11 protein-coding genes and 1 pseudogene are annotated in these 11999 nt (G+C 72.8%); 4 read left to right on the top strand and 8 right to left on the bottom strand.

Annotation, left to right across the window (positions count from 1 at the left end; genetic code table 11):
* Positions 1 to 11 precede the first annotated feature (11 nt).
* Both ACLHRZ_RS21575 and ACLHRZ_RS21570 read left to right on the top strand, forming a co-directional pair.
* A complete protein-coding gene (locus ACLHRZ_RS21575; protein ID WP_490420126.1) occupies positions 12 to 338 on the top strand; it encodes an STAS domain-containing protein in 327 nt (108 codons plus the stop codon).
* A 266-nt stretch (positions 339 to 604) separates the two neighbouring features.
* Positions 605 to 3199: an ATP-binding protein gene (locus ACLHRZ_RS21570; RefSeq protein ID WP_490420125.1), complete on the top strand. Its 2595-nt coding sequence runs from the start codon at positions 605 to 607 to the stop codon at positions 3197 to 3199.
* Positions 3200 to 3346: 147 nt separating this feature from the next.
* Here ACLHRZ_RS21570 and nucS read toward each other — a convergent pair whose 3' ends face one another.
* Positions 3347 to 4009: an endonuclease NucS gene (gene nucS, locus ACLHRZ_RS21565; protein ID WP_171085134.1), complete on the bottom strand. Its 663-nt coding sequence runs from the start codon at positions 4007 to 4009 to the stop codon at positions 3347 to 3349.
* Positions 4010 to 4219: 210 nt separating this feature from the next.
* Between nucS and ACLHRZ_RS21560 the strand changes: the two genes are divergently transcribed.
* Entirely contained in the window at positions 4220 to 4612 is a 393-nt protein-coding gene (locus ACLHRZ_RS21560; protein ID WP_490420124.1) for an SCO5389 family protein, read from the top strand.
* Positions 4613 to 4660: 48 nt separating this feature from the next.
* Here ACLHRZ_RS21560 and ACLHRZ_RS21555 read toward each other — a convergent pair whose 3' ends face one another.
* Positions 4661 to 5686 (bottom strand): LLM class flavin-dependent oxidoreductase, encoded by a 1026-nt coding sequence (locus tag ACLHRZ_RS21555; protein WP_490420123.1) that lies wholly within the window; start codon positions 5684 to 5686, stop codon positions 4661 to 4663.
* Between the two features lie 206 nt (positions 5687 to 5892).
* On the opposite strand from ACLHRZ_RS21555, the gene ACLHRZ_RS21550 reads away from it, so the two are divergent.
* On the top strand, positions 5893 to 6225 hold the full coding sequence (locus ACLHRZ_RS21550) for an Rv1322 family protein (protein ID WP_490420122.1): 333 nt from the start codon (positions 5893 to 5895) through the stop codon (positions 6223 to 6225).
* 116 nt (positions 6226 to 6341) lie between these two features.
* Here ACLHRZ_RS21550 and ACLHRZ_RS21545 read toward each other — a convergent pair whose 3' ends face one another.
* The 6 genes and pseudogenes from ACLHRZ_RS21545 to ACLHRZ_RS21520 all read right to left on the bottom strand — a co-directional run bounded on the left by ACLHRZ_RS21545 (position 6342) and on the right by ACLHRZ_RS21520 (position 11984).
* Positions 6342 to 7130, bottom strand: coding sequence for a DUF2705 family protein (locus tag ACLHRZ_RS21545; protein ID WP_490420222.1), 789 nt, complete (start codon positions 7128 to 7130; stop codon positions 6342 to 6344).
* Positions 7125 to 8272: pseudogene (locus tag ACLHRZ_RS21540) on the bottom strand (ABC transporter ATP-binding protein); the annotation flags it as partial. The gene ACLHRZ_RS21545 and the pseudogene ACLHRZ_RS21540, both read right to left, overlap by 6 nt.
* Before the next feature lie 45 nt (positions 8273 to 8317).
* A complete protein-coding gene (locus tag ACLHRZ_RS21535) occupies positions 8318 to 9013 on the bottom strand; it encodes a hypothetical protein (RefSeq protein ID WP_490420121.1) in 696 nt (231 codons plus the stop codon).
* Positions 9014 to 9148: 135 nt separating this feature from the next.
* On the bottom strand, positions 9149 to 9922 hold the full coding sequence (locus ACLHRZ_RS21530; RefSeq protein WP_490420221.1) for an ABC transporter permease: 774 nt from the start codon (positions 9920 to 9922) through the stop codon (positions 9149 to 9151).
* Positions 9923 to 9924: 2 nt separating this feature from the next.
* Entirely contained in the window at positions 9925 to 10899 is a 975-nt protein-coding gene (locus ACLHRZ_RS21525) for a DUF8746 domain-containing protein (RefSeq protein WP_490420120.1), read from the bottom strand.
* Between the two features lie 146 nt (positions 10900 to 11045).
* Positions 11046 to 11984 (bottom strand): coiled-coil domain-containing protein, encoded by a 939-nt coding sequence (locus ACLHRZ_RS21520; protein WP_171085148.1) that lies wholly within the window; start codon positions 11982 to 11984, stop codon positions 11046 to 11048.
* Between the last annotated feature and the right edge of the window lie 15 nt (positions 11985 to 11999).

Below are 11999 nucleotides of genomic sequence, written 5' to 3'. Positions count from 1 at the left end.
CGGGAGCGCATATGCACATCAGGGGCGACCACGCCGAACTGGTCGTCGGGGGGCGCCTCGACGTCCGCAGCGCGGCGAACGCCCGTACGGTCCTGCATTCCGCCCTCGACGGCGGCCGGGGCGACCTCGTCCTCGACCTGACCGAGCTGGACTCCTGGGACGCCACCGGACTCGGCGTCATCATGGGGGCCCACCGCCGTGCCGGGCGCACCGGGCGGCGGCTGGTGCTGCGGGGCGTGCCGGACCGGATGCAGCGGCTGCTGGTCGCCACCCGGCTGCACCGCATCCTCGCGATCGAGGGGGAGAACCTCGCGGACGGCGGCCGGCCCCGCGTGTGAAACGGGGCGCCGGGCGGGCGGGATGAGCCCCCTGCGGCGCCGAGCACCCCCAATGCTCATAAGACTGTGACGTCCTGGGCGACGCGGCACCCTCCTGTTCGTAGATACTGTGCCAAGGTCTGTTCGGTTTCCCGCCGCCACGACAGCCCACGGCGGGCACCGGACCGGTATCGACGGCCGGGCGCCACCACGCCCGCCGGAGGTCGAAGGAGTGCGGACAGGCCGGAGGGCACGACGGCACGCCACGCATCTGGGGGCTCTGAACCATGGACCCGACGAACCGGGCATCCGAGGAATTCCGCGACGACGCAGTCCACGACGACGAACGCGCTCCCGGCACCGGGAGCGGCCCGCGGCGGCCGCCGCGCTCCGAACTCGTCGGCGGGCAGGAGTCCGGCGCCCCGGGCCCCGTCCGCGTCGTCCAGCTCGTCGCCGGTGACTACCTGCTCACCGTCAACCCCCTGGACGGCAGCGAGATAGAGCCCTGCCCGCCGGGCCGGCTCCCCGCCGCCCGGCCCGAGCGCCACGGGCCCGAGGAGCGCGAGGCGCTGCGCCGGGCCGCCGCCCCGACCCCGCCCGCCCGGTCCGTCGGGCCCGAACTGCCCCTGCTGCACCGGGGCGAGGAGCGCGAGCGGCTCTCCCGGCTGCTCTCGCGCGGCCGTTCCGTCCGGCTGACCGGCCCGTCCGGCTCCGGGCGCACCACCCTGCTGGACGCCGTCGCCGAGGACTGCGCGGGCCTCGCGCCCGACGGAGTCGTCCGGTTGAGCGGATATCACCGCACTGCGACCGATCTGCTCCACGAGCTCTACGCCGCCGTGCACCACGCACCGCGGTACCGGCCCGACCGGGCCGCGCTGCTGGCGGCCGTCGCGGAGATCGGGGCCGTGGTCGTCCTGGACGACCTGGAGTTCGGCGGCGCCGCGCTCGACGAGCTGCTCGACGCGACCCCCGAGTGCGCCTTCCTGCTCGCCGCGACGCCCGACGTGGCGGCCCCCTCCGCCGACTCGCACGTGGAGGAGGTCTTCCTCGGCGGCCTCGACCGCACCGGCTGCCTGGAGCTGCTGGAGCCGGCCGTGGACCGGCCGCTCACGGACGAGGAGGCGAGCTGGGCGGCGGACCTGTGGTTCGAGTCCGAGGGCCTGCCGCTGCGGTTCGTCCAGGCGGGTGCGCTGCTGCGGCACCGGGACGAGCAGGCGGCGCCGGACGCGGCCGAAGAGGCGGGGGCCGCCGACGAGTTCGGCGTCACCGCGGAACGGCCCTACGTCGCCTCGGGCCGCCCCGCCCTGCCCAGCCTCGCGCAGGCCGCCGCGCCCGCCGCGCTGCTCGCCTCCCGGCTCGGCGAGGCCGCGCGGGACACCCTGCGCTTCGCCGTCGCCCTCGGCGGCGAACTCCCGCACCAGGCCCACCTGCCCGCCCTCGCCGGGGACACGCACGCCGACGCGGCCGTCGGCGAGCTGCTCGCCTGCGGCCTGATCACCGCCGCCGGGGCGCACTACCGGCTGGCCGTCGGCGTCGCCGACCAGCTCTCGGCCGAGGGCTACGGCGACGAGGCGGCCGCCCGGGCGCACACCGCCGCCCAGCACTACGCCTGGTGGGCGGGGCACCCCTCGGTCGCCCCGGAGCGCATCGCCCAGGAGGCCGACGCGATCCTCGCGGCGCTGGCCGCGCTCGTCGCGGACGGGGAGGCCGGACACCCGGCCGCGGCCGTCCTGCTGGCCCGCACGGCGGCGCCGGCCTTCGCGGCCGCGCAGCACTGGGGCGCCTGGGAGCGCAGCCTCCGGCACGGACAGGAGGCGGCGAGACTCGCCGGGGAGGTCGGCGAAGAAGCGTATTTCCACCACGAGTTGGGCGTCCTCGCGCTGTGCAGCGGCAACCTCGACCGGGCGCGTGCCGCGCTGGAGGCCTCGATCGGGCTGCGCGGGGTGCTGGCCGACAAGCGCGGAGCGGTCGCCGGGCGGCGGGCGCTGGCCCTGGTCGCCGACCGCACCGGGCTGGCCATGGGGGCGCGCGGCGTGCCCGCGGTCGCCCCGCGGACCGACCTCGGGAAGTCCTCGCTCCTGCCGGCCGGCTTCGAGCCGGCCACCCAGGCGGGGGAGGAGGTGCCGGACGCGCGCAGCGAGGAGTCGGCCGCGCCGCCCGCCGTGGCGAAGGGGCCGGTGTCGGCGCCGCTGTCGGTGACCGTACCGCCGGTGCGGCCGGCCGTGCCGAACCCGGACGACGTGACCACCGCGGTCATCAGCCGGGTGCCGGCGCCGCGGCCCGCCGCCAAGCAGCCGTGGACCAGGCGGCTGATCGCCGCCGGGACCCACCGCAACATGGCGGCCGCCGGTGCGGGGGCGCTGCTCGCGGCGGTGCTCGGCACCGTCGTCACGCTCGGCGCGGCCTCCGGCGGCAACGGGCAGCACTCCAACACCGTCAAGCCGGGGCAGAGCGCGTCCCAGCAGGACGGGGGCGACGGGCTGAACGCGGACCAGCCTGCGGCTGTGCAGAACGGGGTCCCGGGTGTGCCGGGGCGTTCGGGTACGGGTGCCGGTGCGCCGGAGCGCAGTGGGGCGCCCGGGGGGCCGGGTGCGCCGGGGGCGTCGCGGAGTGCGGGGCCTTCGTCGGGGACGGGGGTGTCGCCGTCGGCGCCGCATGTGCCGACGGATCCGGCGGATCCGACGCCGTCGAAGTCGCCTTCGCACTCGCCGTCGCAGTCGCCCTCGCCCGGTGGGGGCGGGGAGTCGCCGAAGCCGACGCCGCCGACGGCTTCGCCGTCGAAGTCGGCGGATCAGCCGCCGTCGCCCGGCGGCGGGACGGGTGGAAGCGGTACCGGGGGCGCCGGGTCGACGCCGGTGAAGCCGGGGGCGTCTGCGTCCTGAGGGGCGGCGTTCGGGCGCGGGTTCGTCGTGGCTGGTCGCGCAGTTCCCCGCGCCCCTTACGGGGCGCGCCACCGTGGTCGCGCCCACGCGGCGGAGCCGCACGTAGATACAGCCCCGTGCCCCTTACGGGGCGCGGGGCTTGGGCTCTCAGAACAAGCGCAGTTTGTCGTCCTCGATGCCGCGTAGGGCGTTGTAGTCCAGGACCGTGCAGCCGATGCCGCGGTCCGTGGCCAGGACGCGGGCCTGGGGCTTGATCTCCTGGGCCGCGAAGATGCCGCGGACGGGGGCCAGGTGCGGGTCGCGGTTCAGCAGCTCCAGGTAGCGCGTGAGCTGCTCGACGCCGTCGATCTCGCCGCGGCGCTTGATCTCGACCGCCACCGTCGCGCCGTCCGCGTCACGGCAGAGGATGTCCACCGGGCCGATGGCCGTCGGGTACTCGCGGCGGATCAGGGTGTAGCCCTCGCCGAGGGTCTCGATGCGGTCCGCGAGCAGCTCCTGAAGGTGCGCTTCCACGCCGTCCTTGATGAGGCCGGGGTCGACGCCGAGCTCGTGCGAGGAGTCGTGCAGCACCTCTTCCATGGTGATGATGAGCTTCTCGCCCGCCTTGTTGATCACCGTCCACACGCTGTCGTCCCCCTCTTTCAGGGTGCACGGCGGGGACATCCAGTTGAGGGGCTTGTAGGCACGGTCGTCCGCGTGGATCGAGACACTGCCGTCGGCCTTGACCAGGATGAGCCGGGGGGCGGAGGGCAGGTGGGCGGTGAGCCGGCCCGCGTAGTCCACGGAGCAACGGGCGATGACGAGACGCATGGTGAGCCACGCTACTCGACTCCTGCCACTCGGCGCGATTCGCCCTGGATCCGCCCGTTCGGCATTGGCCAGTTGTATGTGCGTTCTCCTGGTGGGGCCGCAGTGGCCGGATTACCGTTGAACCCGGGCGGTCGTCGTGCGGGTCCAGCGCGTCGTCGTCCGCTCGCCCAACCGTGAGACCCCGCTCGCGGGGTCGCGAGAGGAGAACCCATGTCGCTCGACGTCTCACCGGCCCTCCTTGAACAGGCCGAGCGAGGCGAGGTCGACGAAGCCGATTTTGTCGACTGCGTCCGGACCTCCCTGCCCTACGCATGGGAGATGATCAGCTCTCTGGTGGCCCGGCTCGAGTGCGAAGGCGGCGCGTTCGCCGACAACCGGACACCGCCGCCGGACGAGCAGGCGCGCGGCCAGCTCCTGCGTGCCCTGGCGAGTGACGCGATCCGTGGTGCACTGCAGCGACACTTCGGGGTACGCCTGGCATTCCAGAACTGCCACCGGGTCGCGGTCTTCCCGGTGGACCCTTCGGTGAACGAGAGACTGGCCCGTTTCACTTCTGTCCGGGGCCAGTTGCTGAACCAGTCCCCGGAGCTGCGGGACTGCTGAGGCGTTCCTGCTGCCGGAGCCCGGCGAACGACAGGAGAGGACGGGAGGTCAGGCGAGCTGCGGCAGCACGTCCGCCCCGAGGCGGCGGAGGTTCTCCTCGGTGGCGGCGAGGTCCCCGGAGCCCTCGGCGAGCAGGGCGAAGCGGGTGATGCCGGTACGTTCCGCCGTGGCTGAAAGCCGCTCGGCGCACAGCCGGGGCGAGCCGACCGGATGGAGCTCGCAGAGCAGCTCGGTGTAGGCGTGGGGATCGCGCATCCGGCGCGGCCGCCCGTCGACCGTCACATGGGCTGCGAGCCCCTCGTGCAGCCAGCCCGGCATCGCCTTGAGCAGCGTCTCGGCGGCCTCCTCGCGCCGGTCCGCGATCTGCACCACACCGGCCGAGACATGACCGGCCGCGGCGACCGCCTCCGGCGAACTCCCCGACTCCAGCGCGCACTTGCGCCACAGCGCCACCATCTCCGCCTTCTCCTCGTCCGTGCTGTGCATCCCCAGCAGCATCGGCAGCCCGTGCCGCGCCGCCAGCCGGACGCTGGTGGGCGAGGTGCAGGCGACGACGACCCCCGGGGCGGAACGGTCCTCCAGCTCGTCCGGCCTTGGTACGACGGGGACTTCACGGAACGCGAACCGCTCCCCGGCCGCGCCCACGCGGGGTTCGCGCAGCCAGCGCATCAGCAGTTCGAGGGATTCCGGGAACCCCTCTTCGTACGCCCCCAGGCCCGAGTTGAAGACTTCCAGATCGACCCAGGGGCCGCCCCGGCCGACGCCCAGCACGAACCGGCCGCCGGACGTCAGGTGCAGCAGCGCGGCCTGCTCGCCGAGGGCCACGGGATGGACCGTCGGCAGGACGCTCACCGCCGTGCCCACCTCGATGCGCCGGGTGCGGCCCAGCAGCAGTGCGGCCAGCGTCACTGCCGAGGGGCAGACCCCGTAGGGCACGAAGTGGTGTTCGGCGAGCCAGACGGCGTCCAGCCCGGCCTCCTCGGCCACCTCCGCCGAGCGGACGGCCCGGTACAGCGCCTCCCCGTGGCCCTGACCCGGAAACTGGGCGGCCAGGACAAATGCTCCAATGCGCATCGCTCTTGTTCCTCCTAGCGACCGACGCGGCATCCCCCTGGAGGCAATAACGGCCGACACGTGCCAAAGGTACGGCCGGGCGTGAAGTTTTCATGATGATCGGAGAGCAAGCGCGATGCCGCCACGAGGATGCCCGCCCGGCCGGGCGGCCGTGCCGCGTACGCTGGGTCACGGTCCGTCGCTCTTCCGACTCCCCGAGGTGCCCCGTGTCTCCGCGCCGAAACCGCCCGCGAGGCGGTGCCGAGAAACCAGCTGCAGCGCCGTACGACATGAACGGCGAACGCTACGGCCTGGAGCGCACCGAGAGCTGGCAGGGCGAGGAGTGGTCGATCCGCATGATCGGCGGCGGCGCGGCCGGCAAGCGGTACCGATGCCCGGGCTGTGACCAGGAGATTCCGCCCGGGGTGCCGCACCTGGTGGCGTGGCCGCAGTACGGTGCCGGCGTGGAGGACCGGCGGCACTGGCACAAGGCGTGCTGGAACGCGCGGGACCGCCGGAGCGCCAAGCTCCAGCGGTCCAGGAATGCGCCTCGCTACTGAGGGGGTGTTGTCCTGGGGCTCCCGCCCCAGACCCTGTGCAGTGCGTCGGCTGCGGGTTCGTCGTGGCTTGTCGCGCAGTTCCCCGCGCCCCTGACGGGGCACGGCCGGCGCAGCGCTCAGGCGTCGCGCCGCGCCAACGCGGCATAGGCGCAAGCCATGCCCGCCGCGGCCAGAGCGGCCATGATCCAGACCGGCTCCCAGCCGGTCGGCCCCCCGTTGATGCCGGACTTCGCGTCGTACAACGTCGCCAGCTCGGCCGGAATCGAGTACTGGAGCAGGGCGTCCCGCAGGTCCCGCAGGGAATTCAGCACCAGGAACACCGCCAGGATCATCGGCAGCATCACCACCCCCAGCATGATCGTGATCGCCCCGGCGGAGTGCCGCACCAGTGCGCCCACGGCCAGCGACAGCAGGCCCAGCAGCGACATGAACAGGCTCGCGCCCACCGTGGCCCGCAGCCAGTCCCCACCGGTCGGCTCGTAGGTGCTCAGACTGCCGAACGCCGACGAGTGGACCGCGGCGACGACGAACGTCGAGACGGTCGTGATCACGAAAGTCAACAGCGAGAAGACGATCGCCTTGGCGGTCAGCACCCGGGACCGGCTGGGGCAGGCGGTCAGGGTGGTGCGGATCAGCCCGGTGCCGTACTCGGAGGAGATCGTCAGCACGCCGAGCGTGATCACGCAGATGGTGGCGAGGAGCATACCGATGAAGCCGTAGGTCATCGGGGAGACGTCGTTCGCCTCGGTGGGGGCGGCCCCGTTGACGGCCGCGGCGATGAGCAGGCCGATGCCGACGATGAGCGCCACCATGACGCCCAGCGTCCACATCGTGGACCGGACGGAGCGGATCTTGGTCCACTCGGCGAGGACCGCGTCGGCGAGCGTGGCCCTGCGCATGGGCACCGGCGAGACGAAACCGCCCGCCGCGGGCTCGGTGCCCGGCTGGTGGCCCGGTGCCTGTGAGGGCAGTCGGGGCGTCGCGGAGTGCTGCTGGGGCGTGCTCATCGGACGTCCTCGCTGTTGCGCTGGGCGGCGTACGGGTTCGGCTGTTCACCCGGCAGCACCGGGTACGCCTCGCCCCAGTTGGGCGGTACCGGTCCGGCCGGCGGGGCCTGGAAGCCGTGGCGCTGGTCCGTCGTGGAGCGGTAGTCCACCGCGGCCTGCGTCATCCGCATGTAGGCCTCCTCCAACGAGGCCTGGTGCGGGGAGAGTTCCCAGAGGCGGATGTCCGCGCCGTGGGCGATGTCGCTGATGCGGGGGAGCGTCAGGCCCGTCACCCGCAGCGCCCCGTCCGGCTCCGGCAGCACCTGGGCGCCCGCCTCGACCAGGGCGCCCGTGAGCTTGTCGCGGCTCTCCGGCTCGGGGGCGCGGACGCGCGCGAAGTCCGCGGAGTTCGCGGAGATGAAGTCCTTGATGCTCATGTCGGCGAGCAGCTGCCCGCGGCCGATGACGATGAGGTGGTCGGCGGTCAGCGCCATCTCGCTCATCAGGTGCGAGGAGACGAAGACGGTCCGGCCCTCGGCCGCGAGCCGCTTCATGAGATTGCGGACCCAGAGGATGCCCTCGGGGTCGAGGCCGTTGACCGGCTCGTCGAAGAGCAGCACCGCGGGGTCGCCGAGGAGCGCGGCCGCGATGCCGAGGCGCTGGCCCATGCCCAGCGAGAAGCCCTTGGAGCGCCTGCGGGCCACGTCCTGGAGGCCGACGACGCCCAGCACCTCGTCCACCCGGCGCGCGGGGATGCCGGCGAGCTGGGCGAGCGACAGCAGGTGCATACGGGCGCTGCGACCGCCGTGCACGGCCTTGGCGTCCAGCAGGGCGCCGACCTGGCGGGGCGCGTTGGGCAGCCTGTGGTACGGGTGACCGCCGATCGTCACCTGGCCCGAGGTGGGCATGTCCAGGCCGAGGATCATGCGCATCGTGGTCGACTTGCCGGAGCCGTTGGGGCCCAGGAAGCCGGTGACGGCCCCCGGTCGCACCTGGAACGACAGGTTGTGCACGGCCGTTTTGGCGCCGTAGCGCTTGGTGAGGCCGACTGCCTCGATCATTCTTCGCCCCTCGCGAGCTCGTCCGGGCAAATGCCTCCGTAAGGGTTAGGAGGATAGACGAGGGGTTGACGGTTCCCCAGTGATGACCAATCTCGCGGGCCGGACCCAGCCCTCCTCGACGAAGATCCGTTTCCCGGCCTGCCGCACCTCCGGCTCGGTGCGGACCCGGGCGACCCAGTCCTCCGGTCCGGGGCCGAGAAGCGCACGGAGGCGTGCTGAGGCGGCCAGTAGCGCGGTGAGGAGCGCACGCTGGTCGCGCGCGCCGGGGCGGGGGCGACCGGTGTCCGGGTCGGCGAGGACGCCGTGCCGGCTGACGTAGAGAAATCCGGTGCCGGGCACCGACACCCGTTGGTAGTTGAACTCCGTACGGTCCACGGCGGCGAGCTGCGCGGAATCGAGCCAGGTGATCACGAGCGTGCGGACGGCCCCGGGGGCCGCGTACGGCGCGGCCGCCACGTAGCCGTGGACGCCGATGTGGGCCGAGCAGCCGACCGCGATCCCGCGGACCTCGGCCGGGGCCATGGGGACCGTGCCGGAGAGGCCGTCCAGGCGGAGCTTGTGGCGCAGCTGCGCCGGGGAGGCGTTGCTGCCGACGGCGATCACGGGGTGGCGGCCCGTGAGGGCCGCCGGGTCCCACGGGAGCAGCCGGTCCCCGTCCAGCAGCGACGGCTCGGTCACCGGGCGCCCGGGGTACGTGAGCGGCTGCTCGGCGGGGACCGGCCCGAGGTCCGTCGGTGTCATGCCCCGGTCCCGCCCTTTCGCCGTTTCTCAGGGGGCTTCGCCCCCGACCCCCAGCAGGGTTTCGGCTGCGGGCCGGCTGTGGCCGGTCGCGCAGTTCCCCGCGCCCCTTACGGGGCGCGGCCCCTGCCGGACGGCTCACGCATCCCGACGCGCCAACAGGACATACGCCCCCGCTAGGACGGCCACCACCCACAGCACCATGATCGAGAACCCGCCCCACGGCCCGTACGGTGCCTCGTCGCCGAGCGGCGTCACCACCTGCATCACCTTCTGCCCCGCCTGGTCCGGCAGGTAACGCCCCACCTTCTTCGTCGCCGGCACGTTGCCCAGAATGCTGGAGATCAGGAAGAAGAACGGCATGAGAATGCCGAGCGACAGCAGCGGACTGCGCAGCATCGTCGCGACGCCCATCGAGAAGACGGTGATGAGCGTCATGTAGAGGCCGCCGCCGATCACCGCCCGCAGCACGCCCGGGTCGCCGAGGCGGGCGCCGTGGCCGCCCAGCATCGCCTGGCCGACGAAGAACGTCACAAAACTCGTGATCATGCCGACGGCGAATGCGAGTGCACCGGCCACCGCGATCTTGCTGAACAGAAACGTGCCGCGCTGCGGAACGGCGGCGAGCGAGGTGCGGATCATTCCCGTGCTGTATTCATTCGAGACCACCAGCACACCGAAAACGATCAATGCCAGCTGGCCCAGTCCCATCCCCGCGAAACTCGTGTACGTCGGATCGAATTCGATCTTGCTTTGCCGGGACAGACGATCGAAGTCCCGCTTGGACAATGCGCTGATCAGGGCGCCGAGGCCGACGGTCACCACGACCGCGATGCCCAGGGTCCACACCGTCGAGCTGACGGATTTGATCTTCGTCCATTCCGATTGCAGGACCTGTGCCGCCACCGCCATCGTCACGACCCCTTCTTCTGCCAGTCGGCTCCCCAGCCCGCCCCCGGCGCGGCCGGCGGCGGTGTCTGGTGGTTCGCGTGGGCGTGGTACTCGACCGCGCCGGCCGTCAGCCGCATGAAGGCCTCCTCCAGCGAGGCCCGCTGCGGGCTCAGCTCGTGCAGCACGATCCGGTGCCGCGCCGCCAGCTCGCCCAGGTGCGCCGCGTCCTCGCCGTGCACCTCCAGCGCGCCCTCCGTGCCGGACACCGCCGTGATCCCCGCGCCGGACAGCACGTCCTTGAGCCGCTCCTGGTCGGGGGAGCGCATCCGGACGTAGCCGCGGGAGTTCTCGGCGATGAAGCCGGACATGGACGTGTCGGCCAGCAGCCGGCCCTGGCCGATGACGACCAGGTGGTCGGCGGTCAGCGCCATCTCGCTCATCAGGTGGGACGAGACGAAGACCGTCCGGCCCTCGGCCGCCAGGCTCTTCATCAGGTTGCGGATCCAGTGGATGCCCTCGGGGTCGAGGCCGTTGACCGGCTCGTCGAACATCAGGATCTGCGGGTCGCCCAGCAGCGCGCCCGCGATGCCCAGGCGCTGGCCCATGCCCAGCGAGAAGCCCTTGGTGCGCTTTCCGGCCACCGCCGTCAGGCCGACCGTGTCCAGCACCTCGCGCACCCGGGCCCGGGGAATGCCGTTGCTCTGCGCCAGGCACAGCAGGTGGTGGTAGGCGCTGCGGCCGCCGTGCATCGCCTTGGCGTCCAGCAGGGCGCCGACGACCCGCAGCGGGTTGTGCAGCTGCCGGTAGTGCCGGCCGTCGATGAGCACCGTGCCGCCGGTCGGGTTGTCCAGATCGAGGACCATGCGCATCGTGGTCGACTTGCCCGCGCCGTTGGGGCCCAGGAAGCCGGTGATCACGCCGGGCCGCACGGAGAAGGTGAGCCCGTCCACGGCGAGCTTGTCCCCGTAGCGCTTCGTCAGCCCCTCGAGCTCGATCATTCACTCACGGTAAGAGCCTCCACAGAGCCCCGCCACCGGTGCGGAGAAACGACTCAGCGCGCCGCACGCCGTCATGAGACGGCATACGACGCGCTGAGCGACAGGCTCCCCCGAACGTGACGTGCTGTCGATGTGCCTCCGCCGGATCAGCGGCTCTGCTGGGCCGGAACGCCCCGCGAGATCGGCTCGTCGTCGCCCGGCACACCGGCCGCAGCCACCGCCGCACCGGTCAGCGTGGCCAGCATCTCGCGGACGTTGGTCAGCTGGGCGTTGATGCTGTCGCGGCGGTTGGTGAGCGCCGCCAGCTCGCGCTCGGACTCGCTGCGGATGCGGTCCGCCTTGGCGTTGGCGTCGGCCACGATGTCCTCGGCCTGGCGCTGCGCCGTCTCCACCGTCTGCCGCGCCCGGCGCTCGGCGTCCGTGCGCAGCTTCTCCGCCTCCAGGCGCAGCTGCTCCGCCCGGTGCTCGATCTCCGCCAGCCGCTTCTCCGCCTTCGCCTGACGGGAGGCCAGGTCGCGCTCGGACTGCTCGCGGCGCTTGGCCAGGTTCGTCTCGAAGTCGGCTGCCGCCTGGGCGGCCTTGGCGCGCGTCTCCTCGAAGAGGGCGTCCGCCTCCTCGCGCTTGGACTGGGCGTCCTTCTGCGCCTCGGCCCGCAGCGCCGCCGCGTCGCCCTTCGCCTTCTCGACGATGCGCGCGCCCTCGTCCTCCGCCTTCGCCTTGCGGTCGGCGGCGAACGACTCGGCGTCGTTGCGCACCTGCTGAGCGGCCGACTCGGCCAGCTCCCGGTGCTGCTCGGCGGCCCGACGGGCCTCCTCACGCAGGTCCTTGGCCTCCTCCTCGGCCAGCCGGAGGATCTTCTCGACCCGCGCACCGAGCCCTGCGTAGGACGGTTCCGCGTCGTTGATCTGTGCCTGAGCGTTCTGCGTTTCGAGGTGCAGCTCCTCGATGCGCTTTTCCAGAGACGTGATCCGTGCCAGTGCGCTGTCACGGTCCGCTACGAGCTTCGTAATGCGGTCGTCCACCTGGCCGCGGTCGTATCCACGCCGCACCAACTCGAAGCCGAAGGGGGAGGAAGTGTCGCTCATGGGGTTCCTGTCATA

Source organism: Streptomyces sp. AM25 (assembly GCF_058146165.1).
Note: the sequence above shows the minus strand (reverse complement) of the source record. Positions and strands in the feature narration are given on the sequence as shown.